Annotated in this window: 21 protein-coding genes; 18 read left to right on the plus strand and 3 right to left on the minus strand. The window is 32.6% G+C overall.

Annotation, left to right across the window (positions count from 1 at the left end; translation table 11 throughout):
- The first annotated feature begins 31 nt into the window (after window positions 1–31).
- The 3 genes from ER639_RS06950 to adhP all read left to right on the plus strand — a co-directional run bounded on the left by ER639_RS06950 (window position 32) and on the right by adhP (window position 3967).
- On the plus strand, window positions 32–1258 hold the full coding sequence (locus ER639_RS06950; protein WP_164993387.1) for a DUF3658 domain-containing protein: 1227 nt from the start codon (window positions 32–34) through the stop codon (window positions 1256–1258).
- Window positions 1259–1412: 154 nt separating this feature from the next.
- On the plus strand, window positions 1413–2327 hold the full coding sequence (locus tag ER639_RS06955) for a nuclease-related domain-containing protein (protein WP_129065058.1): 915 nt from the start codon (window positions 1413–1415) through the stop codon (window positions 2325–2327).
- Window positions 2328–2932: 605 nt separating this feature from the next.
- The gene (adhP, locus tag ER639_RS06960) at window positions 2933–3967 is read left to right on the plus strand and encodes an alcohol dehydrogenase AdhP (RefSeq protein ID WP_129065059.1); all 1035 of its coding nucleotides are present in this window, start codon (window positions 2933–2935) and stop codon (window positions 3965–3967) included.
- Between the two features lie 42 nt (window positions 3968–4009).
- On the opposite strand, the gene ER639_RS06965 is transcribed toward adhP, so the two are convergent.
- Window positions 4010–5488 (minus strand): aldehyde dehydrogenase family protein, encoded by a 1479-nt coding sequence (locus tag ER639_RS06965; protein WP_129065060.1) that lies wholly within the window; start codon window positions 5486–5488, stop codon window positions 4010–4012.
- A 355-nt stretch (window positions 5489–5843) separates the two neighbouring features.
- On the opposite strand from ER639_RS06965, the gene ER639_RS06970 reads away from it, so the two are divergent.
- The 6 genes from ER639_RS06970 (at window position 5844) to ER639_RS06995 (ending at window position 8982) form a co-directional block, all read left to right on the plus strand.
- On the plus strand, window positions 5844–6290 hold the full coding sequence (locus tag ER639_RS06970; protein ID WP_240664007.1) for a C40 family peptidase: 447 nt from the start codon (window positions 5844–5846) through the stop codon (window positions 6288–6290).
- 54 nt (window positions 6291–6344) lie between these two features.
- A complete protein-coding gene (locus tag ER639_RS06975; protein WP_129065062.1) occupies window positions 6345–6611 on the plus strand; it encodes a hypothetical protein in 267 nt (88 codons plus the stop codon).
- 310 nt (window positions 6612–6921) lie between these two features.
- Window positions 6922–7533 (plus strand): C40 family peptidase, encoded by a 612-nt coding sequence (locus ER639_RS06980; RefSeq protein ID WP_129065063.1) that lies wholly within the window; start codon window positions 6922–6924, stop codon window positions 7531–7533.
- 129 nt (window positions 7534–7662) lie between these two features.
- The gene (locus tag ER639_RS06985; RefSeq protein ID WP_129065064.1) at window positions 7663–8091 is read left to right on the plus strand and encodes a GNAT family N-acetyltransferase; all 429 of its coding nucleotides are present in this window, start codon (window positions 7663–7665) and stop codon (window positions 8089–8091) included.
- Entirely contained in the window at window positions 8091–8606 is a 516-nt protein-coding gene (locus ER639_RS12525; protein WP_129065065.1) for a methylated-DNA--[protein]-cysteine S-methyltransferase, read from the plus strand. Before ER639_RS06985 ends, ER639_RS12525 begins: the two co-directional genes overlap by 1 nt.
- A 43-nt stretch (window positions 8607–8649) precedes the next feature.
- Window positions 8650–8982, plus strand: a complete 333-nt coding sequence (locus ER639_RS06995) for a zinc ribbon domain-containing protein YjdM (RefSeq protein ID WP_129065066.1) — start codon at window positions 8650–8652, stop codon at window positions 8980–8982.
- A gap of 45 nt (window positions 8983–9027) precedes the next feature.
- On the opposite strand, the gene ER639_RS07000 is transcribed toward ER639_RS06995, so the two are convergent.
- Window positions 9028–9981 carry a metallophosphoesterase gene (locus tag ER639_RS07000; RefSeq protein ID WP_129065067.1) on the minus strand — a complete coding sequence of 318 codons (954 nt, stop codon included), beginning with the start codon at window positions 9979–9981 and terminating at the stop codon, window positions 9028–9030.
- A gap of 218 nt (window positions 9982–10199) precedes the next feature.
- Between ER639_RS07000 and ER639_RS07005 the strand changes: the two genes are divergently transcribed.
- The gene (locus ER639_RS07005) at window positions 10200–10703 is read left to right on the plus strand and encodes a hypothetical protein (RefSeq protein ID WP_129065068.1); all 504 of its coding nucleotides are present in this window, start codon (window positions 10200–10202) and stop codon (window positions 10701–10703) included.
- 38 nt (window positions 10704–10741) lie between these two features.
- Here the strand turns inward: ER639_RS07005 and ER639_RS07010 are convergent, their stop codons facing one another.
- Window positions 10742–11119 (minus strand): hypothetical protein, encoded by a 378-nt coding sequence (locus ER639_RS07010; RefSeq protein WP_129065069.1) that lies wholly within the window; start codon window positions 11117–11119, stop codon window positions 10742–10744.
- Between the two features lie 285 nt (window positions 11120–11404).
- On the opposite strand from ER639_RS07010, the gene ER639_RS07015 reads away from it, so the two are divergent.
- The 8 genes from ER639_RS07015 to ER639_RS07050 all read left to right on the plus strand — a co-directional run bounded on the left by ER639_RS07015 (window position 11405) and on the right by ER639_RS07050 (window position 19566).
- Entirely contained in the window at window positions 11405–12829 is a 1425-nt protein-coding gene (locus ER639_RS07015) for an MDR family MFS transporter (protein ID WP_129065070.1), read from the plus strand.
- A 95-nt stretch (window positions 12830–12924) separates the two neighbouring features.
- Entirely contained in the window at window positions 12925–14022 is a 1098-nt protein-coding gene (locus ER639_RS07020; protein WP_129065071.1) for a YkvI family membrane protein, read from the plus strand.
- A 27-nt stretch (window positions 14023–14049) separates the two neighbouring features.
- Window positions 14050–15075 carry an alpha/beta hydrolase gene (locus tag ER639_RS07025; protein ID WP_129065072.1) on the plus strand — a complete coding sequence of 342 codons (1026 nt, stop codon included), beginning with the start codon at window positions 14050–14052 and terminating at the stop codon, window positions 15073–15075.
- A 17-nt stretch (window positions 15076–15092) separates the two neighbouring features.
- The gene (locus ER639_RS07030) at window positions 15093–16007 is read left to right on the plus strand and encodes an NAD-dependent epimerase/dehydratase family protein (RefSeq protein ID WP_129065073.1); all 915 of its coding nucleotides are present in this window, start codon (window positions 15093–15095) and stop codon (window positions 16005–16007) included.
- Window positions 16008–16319: 312 nt separating this feature from the next.
- Window positions 16320–16937 (plus strand): DUF47 domain-containing protein, encoded by a 618-nt coding sequence (locus ER639_RS07035; RefSeq protein ID WP_129065074.1) that lies wholly within the window; start codon window positions 16320–16322, stop codon window positions 16935–16937.
- A 20-nt stretch (window positions 16938–16957) separates the two neighbouring features.
- On the plus strand, window positions 16958–17959 hold the full coding sequence (locus ER639_RS07040) for an inorganic phosphate transporter (RefSeq protein WP_129065075.1): 1002 nt from the start codon (window positions 16958–16960) through the stop codon (window positions 17957–17959).
- Between the two features lie 69 nt (window positions 17960–18028).
- Complete coding sequence (locus ER639_RS07045; RefSeq protein WP_129065076.1) at window positions 18029–18574, plus strand: PGAP1-like alpha/beta domain-containing protein; 546 nt, start codon at window positions 18029–18031, stop codon at window positions 18572–18574.
- A gap of 326 nt (window positions 18575–18900) precedes the next feature.
- A complete protein-coding gene (locus tag ER639_RS07050) occupies window positions 18901–19566 on the plus strand; it encodes a GntR family transcriptional regulator (protein WP_129065077.1) in 666 nt (221 codons plus the stop codon).

Below are 19566 nucleotides of genomic sequence, written 5' to 3' on the forward strand. Positions count from 1 at the left end.
TAGTATTGTTAAATATTGTATGGAGGTTGCTATGCTACATGTTTCTACGAGTTTAAGTGCAGGACGTTTATTACAACATGCATTGAAAGAGCCAGTGTTAATACTAGATTACGACTTTGAAGTAGGTAACTTAAAGCATTTGGAATTGCCAGTACATGCACAATTAAGCGATATAGATGAACCGGTGAAATTTTGGTGTTGTAACAATGCAAGAGAAATAACAGCACTTTATTACTTGTGTCATCAATTACCTTTTCATCTTATCAAATTAATGAATTTGAGTGAACATCTAGATCTTTTGAATTGGGATGTTCGTAGTACGAATGAAATTGGTGTTGAACAAGCAAAGATGTTAAATCAGTTGGAAGCAAGACAATTGAGTGAATCAGAATATAATCATTATCAAAGTGAATGGCAACGTTTAGCAAATGAATCAGGTGATTTACGTATTATGCGTCAACAAGTTTGTACGAATCAGGTAGATTATTATGATGATATTATTAAATATTTAATAGATACAAGTATCCCAAATGAACAAGGATTGGTTCATCCTGCACGTATTGTTGGTGAAATGTTAGGTAATACAGCGCAATGTATTAGTGATACGTTTTTTCATGAGAGATTAAAGCATGTGATTCATTGTGAAGGTATTAAGGTTATTGGTTCTTTAAAAGAAATGAGAGATTATCAAATAAAAGTACCAGGCGTTGTCCATTTTCCTATATACAATGGTTTAGAATATGTTTATGTTGAAGGTGACGGTCCGTGTAAAGTCATTTTGCAACCTTTAGATGAAGTGTTTATTGGATATTATTATCAAACGGATGATGATCATTTCTTAATGATGAATCCCGCAGGCGTTGGTCATAGCAAACCGTGTGATGATGAAAGACATTTAGAAGACTATGCAAGAGAATTTTATGAACTGATAAAGGGTTTACATATTAAGTCATTTGAAATCATTGCTTATAACGATGCTTATTATGTCGCAAAGCAATTGGTTAAAATGTATGATTTGAAAGTTGAGATAGAGCATATTGATTCTCTTGAAGATGATGATATTGAAGGTCGTTTAATGATGGCTTCAATAAAGAAAGATCAGTCTGATGAAGCGTTGTTGGATGGCATAAGCATTCAAAGTGATAGTGATGTTGTTTCAAAAGCGATGATGCAAAACTATACTTCTCGAAAATTATACGAAGCGGCCTATAAAAGACTTTCACATTGGGACAGTGATTTAGCAAAATTAAATTTTTAAAAACATCTATTCAATTTCTGTTGAGATTGAATAGATGTTTTTTTAATTCTTAAGCGCTAAAATTGAAAAACTGTATGAAAGCATGTGGTTAAAGGGTTTTAGGGACTTTACAAAGGAGTGAGTTTTCCATTATATTGCAAATGGAGGTGACATTTTGATACTCAAAAAACATCAACAATCGAATTACCAAAAATATTTAACGACAGTGCATGAACGATGTCTTTTAGAAAAATACGATAAAGCCAAAATTTTTGGCTATGTGCAAGGATATTATGGTGAATTAAAGTTTTTTGAAATGATCAAAGCGTTTAAAAATATACATATTATTTGGGATGTGAGTTTAGAATTACCGAACAGGTGTCAGTATGATTTTATTGTGATTACTGAAAGTACTGTGTTTCATTTTGAAGTAAAGAATTTTTCTGGATTTTATTCATATAGAAGAGGAAGCTTCAAAAGTGAAAAAGGATATGTACAAAAAGATGTGTTGCAACAATTAGAAGAAGCACATCATAATTTAAATGGATTTCTCGCGCAACATGGTTACACACAAAAATTAGTCAGTCGTATCGTTTTGATTAATGACAATTTGGAGTTACATGGATTTGATGGTGATGAGCGATTTTTGTTTCCGGCTGATTTAAAGAAAGTTCAAAATTATTTATCATCGTGCAACGTCGTAACAAAAGAAATGACACAGCTGGGTCAGCATTTAGTCAAATTGCATAAGCAAGCCAATCCAAATGAACGCATACATTATTATGATTTCAACCAATTAAAAAAAGGATTAAAATGCACAAACTGTAATGCGATTGCAATAGAAGGCATAAAGCAAAAGCAAGCAATGAAATGTGTTAGGTGTGGCCATAAAATTTCAAATCAAATGGCTGTTCTACAAGCTTATGAAGAAATTGAGACACTAACCAATCGATTACCTACTAAAAAAGAAATAGTCGAGTGGACCGGATTACATGAGAAGACTGTTAGAAGATTGCTAATGAAAAATTATGATTTTAATGGGGTAACTAGTGATCGGAAGTATTATCGTAAGAAGGACAATCATTTTTAGATTTGGCTATATAAAGAAATGTCCGAAAAAGTAACAAACTTCGGACATTTGCAAGAGAAGAATAGGTGAATATGTAATGAAATGTCCGAAAAAGTAACAAACTTCGGACATTTGCAAGAGAAATCAAGGTGAATATGTAATGAAATGTCCGAAAAAGTAACAAACTTCGGACATTTTCAAGAGAAATCAAGGTGAATATGTAATGAAATGTCCGAAGAAATAACAAACTTCGGACATTTGTAAGAGAAGAATAGGTGAATATGTAATGAAATGTCCGAAGAAGTAACAAACTTCGGACATTTGTAAGAGAAGAATAGGTGAATATGTAATGAAATGTCCGAAGAAGTAACAAACTTCGGACATTTGCAATACAAGGATAGGTGAATAAGTAAAGAATTATCAAAAAACACTCCTATCTTCGGACATTTTACAAACTCAGTAAACATACCATACGTACAAACCGTAATGAATACGGAGTTTGCCACAAAATATTCAATAAAATGGGTAACCATAATAACACATTCATTATATAATATATGTGAAAAGATTCACAAACATAAAACAAATACAAAATCAAAAAACAAAAATGAACCGGAGGGGTTAATATGAAAGCAGCAGTAGTGAGTAAAGAAAATAAAGGTTACTTAGATTTAGTGGAAAAAACGTTACGTCCGATTGAAGCGGGTGAAGCTTTAGTAGATGTAGAGTATTGTGGTGTTTGTCATACGGACTTACACGTTGCAGCAGGGGACTTTGGTGATGTTGCTGGTACGGTTGTTGGTCATGAAGGTATTGGTATTGTTAAGGAAGTTGCACCTGATGTAACAAGTTTAAAAGTAGGTGATCGTGTTTCTATTGCTTGGTTCTTTGAAGGATGCGGTCATTGTGAATATTGTGTGAGCGGTAAAGAAACATTCTGTCGTGAAGTAAAAAATGCGGGTTACTCAGTAGATGGTGCGATGGCTGAACAATGTATCGTTAAAGCTGACTATGCTGTTAAAGTACCTGAAGGTTTAGACCCAGCACAAGCTTCAAGTATTACATGTGCGGGTGTTACTTGTTATAAAGCGATTAAAGTTTCTAATGTAAAACCAGGCCAATACATTGCAATTTATGGTTGTGGTGGTTTAGGAAACTTAGCAATTCAATATGCTAAAAACGTATTTAATGCAAAAGTAATTGCAATTGATATTAATGATGATAAATTACAATTAGCTAAAGAAGTAGGTGCAGATTTAATCTTCAATCCTACAAATGGCGATGCGGGGGAATGGATTCAAAAAGAAGTTGGCGGTGCACATGCAGCTGTCGTAACTGCAGTTTCAAAAGTAGCATTCAACCAAGCTGTAAATAGTGTTCGTGCAGCTAGTAAAGTAGTTTGTGTTGGTTTACCACCAGAAACTATGGATTTAGCAATCGTTAAAACGGTATTAGACGGTATCGAAATTGTAGGTTCATTAGTTGGTACTCGTGAAGATTTAAAAGAAGCTTTCCAATTTGGTGCTGAAGGTAAAGTTGTACCGATTGTAGAAACTCGTTGTTTACATGAAGTAAATGATGTATTTAAAGAAATGCATGACGGTAAAATTCAAGGTCGTATGGTTATTGATATGCATAAAACTTGCGATCATCATCATTAATATTAAAGAACGCCCGTACTAATCGGTACGGGCGTTTTCATTTTATTGATAAATACCTTTAGCTTGATCTGAGAAGTCGATGTATAAGTTTTTCACTTGTTGGTAATGACGTAATGTTTCTTTGTAAGTTTCACGTCCAATTCCTGATTTTTTGTAACCACCAAACGGTGAACCTGCTTGAATTTGGTTGTAAGTATTAATCCAAATACGACCAGTATCAATTTGATTTGCGACTTGTAATGCGCGGTTAATATTAGAAGTGAAGATACCACCTGCTAAACCATAAATTGAGTCATTAGCCTTTTCAATGACTTCTTCTTGTGTTTTAAATTTAGAAATCACTACAACTGGTCCAAAGATTTCTTCTTGAACAAGTCTTGATTTGTTATCTTCAAATTCAATAATTGTTGGTGGGAAGAAGAATCCTTTGTCGCGACCATTATCCATTAATCTTTCGCCACCAGTGACAATGTTTAATCCTTCTTCTTTAGCAATCTTAATATATTCTTCGATTTTATCCATTTGTGCTTGTCCAGTTTGTGAACCATAGTGGTTGTTAATGTCTAAAGGATCACCGACACGAACGTTTTCAAATGCTGTTTTTAATTTACTTAAGAATTCTTCATAAATGCCTTCTTGTACATAAAGTCTTGAACCTGCAGAACATACTTCACCTTGGTTAAATAAAATACCAAGTTGTGCACCTTCAACAGCTTGATCTAAGTTTGCATCATCAAAAATGATATTTGCCGATTTACCACCAAGCTCTAATGTCGCTGGTACTAATCGTTTTGCAGCTGCATCTGCCACACCATAACCCACTTCTGTTGAACCTGTAAATGAAACTTTTGCGACATCTTCATGATTGAAAATGGCATCTCCTGATTCAGACCCTTTTCCTGTTAATACATTTAACACACCTTTAGGTAACACATCTTTAAGAATTTCTGCTAAATATAATAATGACAGTGGTGTAGATGATGATGGTTGAATGACTACACTATTACCTGCTGCTAGTGCAGGCGCTAATTTCCATGATGCTAAAATCATTGGGAAGTTCCATGCGACTACCGCACCAACAACACCAATCGGTTCGTGACGAATAATACTTAATGTGTTTGCTGCTAAGTCTTTACTTGTTCCTTCATCAGCTGTAATCACACCTGCAAAATATCTAAAATGATCTGCTGCCATTGGAATATCGATGTTTAATGATTCACGTAATGCTTTACCAGCATTCATTGATTCAATACGTGCTAAAGTTTCTCTATGTTCATCAATCACGTCTGCGATTTTATTTAAAATTGCAGCACGTTCATTTTGAGTTGAGTGTCTCCAAGTTTTAAACGCGTCTTTTGCTGATTGAACTGCTTTATCTACATCCCCTTTTGTAGCTTTAGCAATTTTTGTTAATACTTCTCCTGTAGCAGGGTTATGCACTTCTAATGTTTCTTTGTTTTCTGCATCAACAAATTCACCGTTAATAAATAATTGATATTGATCTTTAAATTCTACTTTCATTTAAATATCCCCTTTTTAAGTAAATTTTTTACTGCTAAATCTATTGTATTAAAAAATATTACATGACGCCAACATATTGTTTGAAAAATCTGAATTTACTACATTTTGTAACATTTGACTGTAATATTAAAAGTTATAGTTTTATATGAAGAGTCGGGAAACAATGATATATCAGCATTTGGAAGCTAATGCATGAAAAAAACATTTTAAAATATTTTTGTAACATTGTATCGCTAAACATAGTATTTATGTAACAAATACATTACAATACACTATTTGTATTTTTATTTTGCTATAGTTATGACATCAAGAAAACGTATAAAAACTAACGTATGAACTTATGGAGGATATTATTTTGAAGAAAACATTATTAGCTTTAGCAACATCAGCATTAGTTTTAACTGCGGTGCCAACACACGAAGCAGATGCAGCAAAAAAATATTCTACTAAATATAAAAAACCAAGTAAAAATGTAGTTGCAGTAGCTAGAAACATTGCAGCACATCGTGTTTATCAATATGGAGCAAACAATAACTATGCAGTAGATTGTTCAGCATTTGCACAACAAGTTATGAGAGCGATGGGTAAAAAAATCCCTCGTACAACATATGCGCAAATGAGAGCAGGTAAACGTGTATATAAACCAAGAGCTGGAGATTTAGTATTCTTTAATGGTGGAAGTCACGTTGGTGTATATATTGGAAATGGTCGCATGGTAGATGCATTAAACCCTTATAACGGTGTTGGAGAACGTCGTGTAGATTGGGTACACGGATATGTATCGGGTTATTATAGATATTAATTTTAACGTCGCTTATGCGACGTTTTTTTTGTACAATATATTAAGAGGTGAATTATGTTAGCGAATTATTTAATGTATATTTTAATGGCAGTAGTAGGCATTTATTTAATATATGTAGGCAAAAATATAAGAAACATGGAAATTAAAACGAAGTATAAAAAAGAAAATTTAGCAAAATTGTATCCTTATATGGGGATTGCATTTATAGTAGCTGCTATTGCTTCGGTGATTATTAAAAGTACAATACCACAAATGGAAGTGATTATTCCGTTTGCAATGATCATCATTTTACTCGTATTAAATTGGAAATATAGAAGATAAAATCAACTGAATAATGGTCTAATAAGCATGGGAACATGCTTATTTTTTATGAAATATTTTGTAATATTTGCATATGAAATTATGTGTATAATGATTTCGATTTAATATTAGAAGCCTATTGTAAAGGGATTTTAGCATTGATATTTGTAAAAAGATGTATGTTACAGCAAAAAAATAAATATCACACTTGTATAACAAAACAATAACATTGCCCATATGGCTATTTAAACGTGTTATGATTCATTTTGTAATTTTAATTCACATATTCAGCAACATAAAATAAAAGATTATTTTGGAGGATTTATTTTTTATGAAAAAAACTATCGTAACTTTAACAACATTAGCATCATTAGCAACAGTAGGGACACATACAGCAGATGCAGCAGCATATGGTAAAGTGAATGCGAACACAACTTCTTATTCAACATCATATAATACTTATAACCAAAATTTTAACGCTTCAAACTTAAACCCAGTTTCATTTGATACAACATACACAACTTCAAATGAATCATCATCAGTAGTACGTTCATTTTCACAAAATGCAGAACGTCAATATAAACCAGCAGCAACAACTTCAGTAAATAATAATGTTGCAAGTGTTGCATTATCAATTGCAGCAGGTAAATCATATGTATTTGGTGCTAACTCAGCTACAGCTGTAGACTGTTCATCATTCGCTCAACAAGTAATGGCAGCAATGGGTAAATCAATTCCACGTACAACTTACGCTCAAATGGCGGCAGGTACACCTGTAAGTAATCCACAACCTGGAGATTTAGTATTCTTCAACGGCGGTAGCCACGTTGGTGTATATATTGGAAATGGTCAAATGGTTGACGCTTTAAACCCTTATGAAGGTGTTGGACAACGTGCAGTATCTTATATCGATGGTTCAATTACTGGTTACTACAGATATTAATTAAATAAGTTTAAAAGAGATGTCATTTGACATCTCTTTTTTTGTATAAATAATCATATAATATGATAATAATACTTTATTTCCCGTAATATATGGTATAAAATCATTACAACGTTAGGGGGAATTAGCATGTGGCATTATAAACAATTAGAAGATTTATCACCATTAGAATTGTTTTATATTTTAAAATTAAGAGTAGATACATTTGTTGTTGAACAAAAGTGTGATTATCCTGAAATTGATGATGTGGATCTAACTGCAACACATGTATATATGAAAGGATTAGATGAAATTAAAGCATATGCACGTATCATTGAAAAAAATGACGCAATTTATATTGGTAGAATCATTACAAATCCTAAATTTAGAGGACAAGGATTAGGTAAACAATTACTTGAAACATGCATTGCTTATATAGAAGAGCATTACCCAAATAAAAAGATTGCATTACATGCACAGGCGCATTTAGAAGGTTTCTATGGACAATTTGGATTTGTAAGACAATCTGATATTGCGTTTGAAGACTTTATTCCACATATTGAAATGGAGCGCGTTTAATGACAATTTATATTAGTGAATTTGACATTCAAAATGTACATCATGTTTTGGCAAGTACAAACAAAGGTGTCATGTACTTTGCTAATGATGATAACAAAGATGATTTGTTACGTCGTATTCAACGCTATTTGAAAGATGAAACGCTAATATACGGTCAAGCTGCTTATGACTTTAATGAAAAATACATTAAAGATATTCACCTTTATTACAATAAACAGTTAACCATCTTTGATTGGACGTTTGATTTGTATGGAACAGCATTTCAAAAATCTGTTTGGCAAGCATTGATACAAGTCCCATTTGGTAAGACAAGTACTTACGGAGAGATAGCAAATGAGATTCAAAATCCTAAAGCAGTTCGTGCGGTAGGCGGCGCGATTGGTGAAAATCCTGTATTCATTGCAATTCCCTGTCACCGTATCATCGGTAAAAATGGCAAATTAACTGGCTTTAGAGGCGGACTTGCAATGAAAAGAACATTACTTGATATTGAATCTATCTTATATACAGACTAATATGGTATTATAAATTATCAAATATCGATTATAAGGAGAACTTATGACAATTCCAAATTGCCCACAATGTGAATCAGAATATGCTTATGAAGATGGGTTAAATTACGTATGCCCAATGTGTGCTCATGAATGGCCTATTAATGAAGAAGTTGAAGTCGTTGTCATCCGTGATGCAAACGGTAATCCACTTCAAGATGGTGACACTGTATCTGTCATTAAAGATTTAAAAGTAAAAGGGTCTTCATCAGTTATTAAACAAGGAACAAAAGTAAAAAACATTAAACTTGTTGACCCAGAAGACGGACATGATATTGACTGTAAAATTGATGGTTTCGGTCAAATCGGCTTGAAATCAAGTGTTGTTAAGAAAATATAATCAGTCTTAAAAAATAAAACAGAAAGGGGTATACTCCTTTCTGTTTTATTTTTTATATACCTTTTTAATTTTTAATATACGGTCTTTTTCACGTCCATACCCATCTAAGAACATTTGGTTTTTATAAATTTTTAATACGGCAAAACTATTTTTATTTTTAGTTTCAAGCATTCCTTTTAAATTCATATGGTGGACACCATTTCTGATATGATAATAGCCCTCGTGAGAATGACCATTAAAATACGCAACTACGTTATTGTATTTATCCATCAACTTTAACACTTGATCTGCATTCCAAGCATTGTCTTCTTTAACAGGGAACACAGGATGATGTGCAGTAATAATCACTTTTTCACCTAATTTTTTTGCTTTTTTGAGTTCTTTTTCAAACCAAGCTAATTGATTTTTACTTAATGCACCATTGTAATGCTCAGCAAATATTTTATGTTGTTGTTGCAAGCCACTTAACATATGAATGGCTTCATCGTATTCTTTTGTACCTGCTTTTGTAGCGTATGTACTGATTTCATTCGTATTTAAAAAGATAAAGCGATATCCTTTTTTAGAAAAGCTATAATAATCGCGTTCCATTTTTAAAGGCTTTAATGCATCTAAATTATGATTCGGAAAATCATGATTTCCTAAAACGTTATATAGAGGTTTATTAAGCTTGTCGTAACGTTTTATCACCGGTTTGTAAGAATTAAAGTCATGATCTATAGAATCTCCTGCATTCATCGTAAAATCTACATCTTTTTTATTGAATGTTTGAACTGCTTCATCTAATTTCTTCAAAGACTTTCTGTAATGGCGATCTGACCAAACAATTTTAAATACTTTACGTGAATCACAATCACAATATTGAATGTCTGTCATTAAACCAATTGTAAGTACAGGTCCTTTTTGTTTCGCTTCTACGAAAGATTTTATAGGAAAATAACTGATTCCCATTAAGCAAACACAAATTAATAATGTAATCAGTAACTTTATTGATTTCATATATACCTCCAAAATAAATTGGTTTATAATGATTTTACAATGCAAGTATATAAAATGTAGGTCGCATGAAGTTAAAATTTACACAAACTTAAAAGCATCTTTGAAATACATGTATTTATTAAGAAATTGTTAATAAAATGTATTTTTTATTGTTAGCATATATATGTAATTTGTGTTAAAATCAAAAGGCTAATGAAAATAATTGAGGAGGTGCATCAATGAGAAGTGAGTTACAAGATAAGATTGAATATTATGTTTTAGGTGGCAACTTTGAAGCTGTCAAAGAATTGATGCAAACTACCGACTTTTTAATGTTTGAAGAAGCTTTTATTAGTGCGAGTCACGATAGTGAGTCGATTCAATTTTATACATTTTTAATGGAATTAATGAAAGATCATGAAACTGTTGAATTGCATGATTTGGCATTTTTATTGTTAGTGTATCCATTAAGTGAAGTGTCTGGCGCATTTGAAAGTGCGTATTACCATGCGACACGCTCTGTAGAATTAACAGACCATAAAGAAATTAAAAGTTTATTACAACTTCTATTCTTATACGCGGTACCGAATCCAGTGATTAGTGATAAAGAAGCATTTGATGTATCAAAGCAAATATTAAAGTTGGATCCTAATAATCAAGTGGCTAGAAATATGATGAAACAAGCCGCTAAAAAGTTAGACCAAGTCGTTGTAGACATTCATTCATTTACTAAAAGGGCATAGTTAGAGGCTGGGACATTGTTGTTCCAGCCTCTCAATTTTTATTCTTCACTAAACCAATGATCTACAGGAACGATTAATGGGAATGAACCACGATCTTCTGATAATTTCGCAATGACAGCACTTGCTTTTGAATATAATGGGATTGCATAGCCATCTTCGTCTTTTTTAATATCTTCCATCACATCAACTGGCGTGTCTGTAGGATTTTGTACAAGGATACTTGATTCAATGACACCATCAATTTGTGTGCCGAAATGTGCAAACATAAAAGTTAATTTAAACTCAAAAATATTTGGGTCTTGAGGGTTTTGTACATAATCTAAACGATGCATACTTGTTGGTTCTTCTTGCATTTCAAAGTCTCTTACATGCGCTTCACGTAAAAATGTTTGTAAGACTTGTTTATTTAATTCCATAATCATGCTCCTTTGTTTTGAATTAACTTTAGTATACCAATTTTTAAAAAACTTTGATAAGTAAAACCATTTGAATCCAATATGAAAATTTTGTATATTTACACAGACAGCGATATTGTTTTCATGAAGTAAATAGTGTAAGATGTATAGACATAAAATGAAGTTAAACGAATGGTGATATGCGAGTGGGTTTCAGTAAGGCATATATTCATTTAGATCAATATTTACAAACATTAAAATAATTTTTTAGAAGTGGTGTAAACCACTTCTTTTTATGGAGGCAACATGAAAAAATCAAACATCATTATGATTACTTTTTTAATTGGTGCATTTTTTACATTTTTAAATGAAACACTTTTAAACATTGCGATGACTGAAATCATGCATGTATTTAAAGTAGATGCACCGACCGTACAATGGTTAGCTACGGGATTTATGTTGATAATGGGTATTTTGATGCCGTTATCAGCGTCATTAATTCAATGGTTTACAACGAGACAAATGTTTATTGGTTTGATGAGCATTTTCTTGGTTGGAACATTAATTTCTGGTTTAGCAATTAACTTTCCGATGATATTAATTGGACGTATGATTCAAGCGGCTGGAACAGGATTACTTATTCCTACGATTATGAATGCTATGTTGAATTTATTTGAGCCCCATGAACGTGGTAAAGTGATGGGTAATTTCGGATTGGTAATGATGTTCGCTCCAGCAATTGGTCCAACTTTATCAGGTGTTATTGTGGACATGCTAGGATGGCGTTGGTTATTCTTTAGTGTCGTGCCGTTTGTTATTTTCTCAATATTATTCGCTTTTAAATATTTAGAAAATGTTGGGGAAGTGACGAAACCGAAAATTGATTTATTATCGGTTATTCTATCAACGATTGGTGTTGCTGGTATTATTTATGGGTTTAGTTCGGTAAGTAATACAGAAGGCGGCTTTTTAAATCCAGTCGTTGCGACAATAATTATTATTGGCTTGGTATCATTAATTGCATTTGGTATTCGTCAAGTACGTCTTGAAGTACCATTACTTGATTTATCGGTATTTAAATATGCAAACTTTGCGCGTGGTATATTCATCTTTGTGATAGTGGTTATGGCCATGTTTGCTTCAGAAATTGTGATGCCGATTTATTTACAAGGTCCGATGGGCTTTAGTGCGAAAGCTGCGGGGATGATATTATTACCCGGGGCATTATTGAATGGGTTTTTATCACCTGTAATGGGACGTATTTTTGATAAAATTGGCCCTAGAAAAATGATTATTCCAGGCATGTTATTATTAAGTTTAGTAATGATTTTTTATTCAACGATTCATCCAGGGATTCCGATGTTTGTCTTTATTTTGGTTTACATCGTATTAATGGTTAGCATTTCAATGATTATGATGCCAAGTCATACAAATGGTATTAACCAATTGCCTAAACATTTATATCCACACGGCACAGCAGTAGGTAATATGATGCAACCGATAGCAGGTGCAATGGGTGTGTCAATATTTGTGAGTATTATGACACATGGGCAAAAGAAAGCATTAGAAGGTGTTACACCTACGAAACAAGCAATCAATGATGCTTTAACTGTTGGTGTGCATCATGCATATTGGTTTGCGATTGTATTAGCAGTTATTGGATTAATTACAGCATTCTTTATTACAAAATCAACACCTCCTGAAGATGAAAATCAACATATCACACATTAATATAGTATTGAAACACAAATGGAAATTTTACCATTTGTGTTTTTTTATTTATATATAGGGAATATGTTTTTAGTAAATTTAAGAGGAGGATTGATATGAGTAAAAATCAAGAAGCAATGAAAATAGGCGCTGCATATGTCGGTGTGATCGTAGGAGCAGGGTTCTCCACAGGACAAGAGGTTTTGAAATTTTTCACGAATTACGGTATATATAGCTTTTTGGCTATAATCATCTCGGGATTGATGCTGACATTCTTTGGTCGTCAAATTACAAAGATGGGGCATGCGTTAGAAGCAGAAAGTCATGAACCGACGATAGACTACTTATTTGGTGAAAAATTTGGAAAACTCATCGATTATATTTTAGTATTCTTTCTTTATGCCATTTCAATTATTATGATTGCCGGAAGTGGAAGTGCATTTCATGAAAGTTTTGGTATACCCGTTTGGTTAGGTAGTTTAATCATGGTAACGGCCATTATTATTACACTATTGTTGGATTTCAAAAAAATTATGACAGCACTTGGCGTTGTTACACCATTCTTAATCGTTGTAGTGACGATAATCGCTGTTTATTATTTTTTTAATGGACATGTTTCATTAACTGATTTGAATAAACATACAGATCCTACAAAACAGCCATTCCACTTATCGTTTTTACCAGATAATGCATTATGGTGGTTCTCAGGTATTAATTATGGCGGTCTTGCCTTTGCAACAGGCTACAGTGTCCTTGCGGCAATTGGTAATGATGCAACGCGTATGAAAGTAGCGGGTCGTGGTGGTTTTATCGGTGGTATAACATTGCTAATACTGTTATGTATGGTTAACTTAGGGCTTGCAAGAGAAATTGATACGATTAAAGATTCAGCAATCCCAACACTTATTTTAGGGCGCATGATACATCCTTGGATTGGTGTAAGTTTATCGATTATTATGTTAATGGTAATCTATAATACAATTGTAGGATTAATGTATTCATTTATCGCACGATTTACTAAACCACGTTCAAAGAACTATACAATCATGTTAATTGTAACGATGTTAATCGGCTATGGATTAAGTTTTGTTGGGTTCGTCCAACTTGTAGGTACTGTTTATCCATTGATGGGCTATATTGGCCTTATATTATGTGCAGGTATTACATTTAAATACTTTAAACGAAAAAGTAAAGGAAAGCAGCATATTGCTTAAAACAACAATCATCAAAGGAGGGATTGTATGAAAAAAATAAAAAAACGATATGTCATCATCCTTCTTTTAATGATAACAGTCAGTTTAATCGGTTATTGGTTTTATCAAAATTACAATAACCAACCAGTGATTTCATTAGAGCAACAAGAAATTGCATTACCGTATAATAATGTTAAGATGTATCGTAATGTGAAATATAGTAATATTGAAATGAGCCAAATGGATATTTTAATGCCAAAGAAAATAAAAAAAGGGGATAAGTTACCTTTAATCATTTGGACACATGGTGGTGGTTTTATAGCAGGTGATAAGCATCATAAAAACCCATATCTTGCTCAAATTGCTGAAAAAGGATTTATTGTTGCGAATATGAATTATGCACTTGCACCCAATCAAAAGTATCCAACACCTATTAAACAACAAGTGTTGGCAAGTCGCTTTTTAAAGAAGAACAAATTAAACTTGCCGATTGATTTCAAACAAGTTGTAATTGGTGGTGATTCTGCTGGTGCACAACTAGCGAGTCAATTTGCTGCGATTCAAACTAATGAAGAGTTACGATCACAAATGAAATTACCACAAAGTTTTAAACCGAATGAAATACGTGCAGTTGTATTGTTTGGTGGCTTGTTTAATATGAACACTGTAAGAGCAACGAAGTTTCCTCGAATTGAATTGTTTATGTCTAGCTATACAGGGGAAAAACAATGGGAAAAGCATTTTAAACCAATACGACAAATGAATACGACTGAACAAATTACTAAAGATTATCCACCAACATTCTTAACGGTTGGTGATGCAGATCCGTTTGTGAGTCAAAATAAAGAAATGGTGAATGCATTAAAAGCAAAAGATATTCCTGTGATGACATCGTTTTTTGATGGCAGTCACCATCTTAAACATCAATATCAATTTCATTTAGATTTACCAGAGTCTAAACTTACATTTAAAAAAGTCATGATGTTTTTAGGGCATTATACAAACCAATCGCCTTATAACCATCAAGGTAAAGAAGAGAATGTTGAAAGTGTTGTATTTAAAAAGAAAAAATAATCTCTAGGAGGCTATTTATGAGTACAAATGTATTTTTAACAGGTACGAATGGTTATATTGGCAAGAATTTATATGAAACATTAAAGGATAGTGCAACGATTTATTCGATTAGTAAATATCCCGAACAAAGTCAAGGTGATGTGCAGTATTTTAAAGGAGACCTCTTCTCTTTAAATGATATGATTGAAGCGTTAAAAGACATAGATGTTGCAATTTATTTCTTAGATCCAACAAAACGATCAAATAAATTAAATGATGCAACCTTTAAAGATATGAATGCGATCAGTGCAGATAACTTTGCACGTGCTGCAGAAATCAATGATGTTAAAGAAATCATCTATATTAGTGGTACATTAGAAGATACAGAAACAATTAATATCTTAAAGTCATACAAAGTACCCGTTCGTATTTCTGATACAAAAGTACGTCGACCTGGAATACTCGCTCAAACACAATCATCAAAGACGGATGATGTTAGAAGTATTCAACGAACATTAATGCCACATAGTTGGTCTATTGAACAAGCAGCCAATCATTATTTTGAATGGTTAAATACGACATTCTTTAAATTTGTAAAAACAACACAATCTGATGACGTTGTACGCATTTACTTTGGTTCACAGCATTTATTAACATTGACGAAAGATACAGATAAGTGTGATGAATACCGATTGGTTTATAAAATTAACGGTGGTAAGATGCATTATGCTCATGAAAACTCACGCGCACGTATGGAGTTTAGACGATTAAAAGGCACCGATGTATTAATCATCGCTTTACATGATTACGAACCGACTCTACCATGGTTACTTTATATGGTGACACAAGCCCCAATTCACCACTTAACAATGAAAATATTTGATGTAGAAATGCGAATTGAACGTTTTAGTGATGATGCAGCAAATGGTGTGAAAAAGACATATACGAAATAATATGTAAGATGAAATATATTTAATGCATTGAAAAATATTGTGCGCACTTAATCAAAAAGACATACAATAAATGATGTTGTATGTCTTTATTTGTGTTATTTTACATCAAGATGTCTAAATAAACCACTCAAATTTACAATACTGTAACATAAAATAAACGTTAAATTTACAAAAATAAAATAGAATTTACTAGTAGTAAATAATCTCAACAAAATTTACACTAGATTAACATTTTGCTATGCAACGACAACATTATGTTTTACACTAACGATGTATTCAAAAATACATCGTAAAATATTAGGAGGCTTTTTTATGTTTGGTAAGAAGAAAGACAAATTTTCAATTCAGTTAGAAGAAATTGCAGAAAATTTAAATCGTGGTGCAGAAGCATTTGGAGAAATGAATTTTCATTCAGCATTTGATTTAAAAAAATATGCTGACACTGTAAAATCATTTGAAACAAATGGTGATAAAATGATGCATCAAATCATTTCAGATTTGAATCAAACATTCATCACACCAATCGAACGTGAAGATATTTTAGCTTTAGCGAATGCAATGGATGATGTATTAGATGATATGGAAGAAACTTCGGCAATGTTCGAAATGTATTCAATTGAATATTCTGATGAATACATGTTGGAATTTGTTAAAAACATTAAAGCGGCCGCTGCAGAAATTAAGGTTGCAGTTACTTTAGTTGCAGAGAAAAAATTATCACATGTACGTGTTCACTCAATTAACATTAAAGAATTTGAAACAAATTGTGATGGTATCTTACGTCAAGCAATTAAACATATTTTATCTGTTGAAACAGATCCATTAACAGTAATGAAAGTAAAAGACATTTACAATGCATTAGAAGCAATTTCAGATAAATGTCAATCTGTTGCAAATATTTTAGAATCAATCATTATGAAAAATAGCTAATTGATAAAGGAGTTTTACTAGTGGAACCTATTTTAATTATTACGATTGCAATCGTAATTTTCGCATTAGCATTTGACTTTATCAATGGATTTCATGATACAGCGAATGCGATTGCAACAGCCGTGTCAACAAAAGCATTAAAGCCAAGACATGCGATTTTAATGGCAGCAGTATTGAACTTTTTAGGAGCAATAATGTTCCATGGCGTAGCGAAAACAGTAAGTAAAGACATCGTTGACCCATTCACTTTACAGAATGGTTCAGTTGTTATTTTAGCAGCATTATTTTCAGCTATTGCTTGGAATTTAATTACTTGGTATTACGGAATTCCAAGTTCTTCAAGTCATACTTTAATCGGATCAATTGCAGGTGCTGCAGTAGCATCAGGTGGATTTGGTGTATTACAGTATGCAGGATTTACTAAAATTATTGTCGCATTAATCATCTCACCATTATTAGCATTTGGTGTTGGGTTTGTTATTTATACCATTATTAAAGTGGTATTTAAAAATGCAAACTTGACACAAACAAATAGAAACTTTAAATTCTTACAAATTTTCACAGCGGCAGCACAAGCATTTTCACATGGATCAAATGATGCACAAAAAGCAATGGGTATCATTACGATGGCATTAATTTCAGCTGGTATGCAAACAGGTAGTACAGAACCTTTATTCTGGGTACAAATGGCCTGTGCAACAGCAATGGGTCTAGGTACAGCAGTTGGTGGTTGGAAAATCATCAAAACTGTTGGTGGTAACATTATGAAGATTCGTCCGGCAAACGGTGTTGCTGCTGACTTATCATCAGCTTTAATCATTTTTGGTGCAACATACATTCACTTACCAGTATCAACAACACACGTTGTATCATCTTCAATTTTAGGTGTAGGTTCATCACACCGTGTTAAAGGTGTTAAATGGACAACTGCACAACGTATGATTATTACATGGGTAATCACATTACCGATTTCAGCATTAATCGCTGCGGTATGTTACTTTGTGTTAAATATTTTCTTTTAAAATTATTTTTGGGTAAACTACAAGTGTGTAGTTTACTCTTTTTTTTATATCAATTTAAGGAGTGAGGATATGAAACATATTGTATTTGTACATAGTGCAGGTGTTCAATCAAAAACAACTGGTAGTAATCCATTGATTCAAAAAATACAATCAAATGTGTTTGGATATGAATGGCATTTAAGTGAGTATCCTAGAGAACAAGGACAAATTTATGAAGCGTGGTTAGAAGTGTTATTGAAAGATTTAGCAACGATTAATGATGAAGATACAGTTGTGTTGATAGGACATTCATTTGGCGGTAGTGTCATCATGAAATACCTAACTGAAAATGAAATTGTCCATAAAGTAAAACAAGTGATTATGATTGGTTCACCATTTTGGGGTCATGATGAAAAGTTTAGTGATTCTTTAAACAAATTGAAAAGCGATGCATCAAAACATTTAGCAGAGGATATTGAGGTTTATCATATCCAATCAACAGATGATGATCGTGTAGATTTTAGCCATCAATCAGCATGGAAAAAAGCATTTCCAAGATTAGAAACGATACAATTAAATTCAGGTAAACATGAGTTTCATGATGGCATTGAAGTATTATATGATATTTTGAATTAAGCAAAGACAAATGTCTTTGCTTTTTTTGTTGGTTTGGTGATTCACTGAGTAGTTGAGTATTTGGGTAGTGGCACTCAAAATGAATCTGAGTGCCACAACTATCTGAGAAATAGGCGAATTCTTGAGTAGTGGCACTCAAAATGAATCTGAGTGCCACAACTATCTGAGAAATAGGCGAATTCTTAAGTAGTGGCACTCAAAATAGATCTGAGTGCCACAACCACAAGATACTAGTCACTAACAAAACAAATCAAAAGAAAACGTTTACAAACATCATGTTTTGTATTACCATACTTGTATACAAGTATACGAAAGGGGTTTCATAAATGATTCCAGAGCAATGGTTAGAAAATTTATCGAATGGCGAACGTATTGCCCAAGATTTACGTTTAAAGATTGTGTCTAATGCTTTTGCTCCGAATGAAAAGCTTTCTGAAAATCAATTGGCATCGATGTATGAAGTGAGCCGTTCACCCATTCGTGATGCGATTAAAATATTAGCTAATGAAAATTTAATTATCCCAGAACGTATGGGTGTAGTAGTTAAAGGTATTACTGATAAAGATATTAAGGAAATTTATGATGTCCGCTTAATGATTGAACGTTTTGTTTTCGAACGTCTTTGTAATGAAGATAAATCGGATTTACTAATCCAATTAAAAAAAACAATTGAAATGATGAAAATAGCTGTGAAGTTTAAGGATGCAAAAGATTTTTCATATTATGATATTCAGTTTCATCAAATTTTTATTCAATCGATTCACCATAATCAGCTGTTTTATTTATGGCAGCAAATCAGACCGTTAATGCAAATGTTAGTTTTAATTGATATGACGAAGCGTATGAATGATGCATATGATGACTTTAACCGTGTGATTGAGAATCATGAATTGTATTTGGATGCGATTGAAAAAGGAGATAAAGCGTTATTCAAAAAGGCGATGCATTTAAATTTTGATGATGTGGATGATAGTGTCCATCATTTATTCTAA

The sequence above is a fragment of the Macrococcus sp. DPC7161 genome, from assembly GCF_004117835.1.
Lineage (GTDB): Bacteria > Bacillota > Bacilli > Staphylococcales > Staphylococcaceae > SDSC01.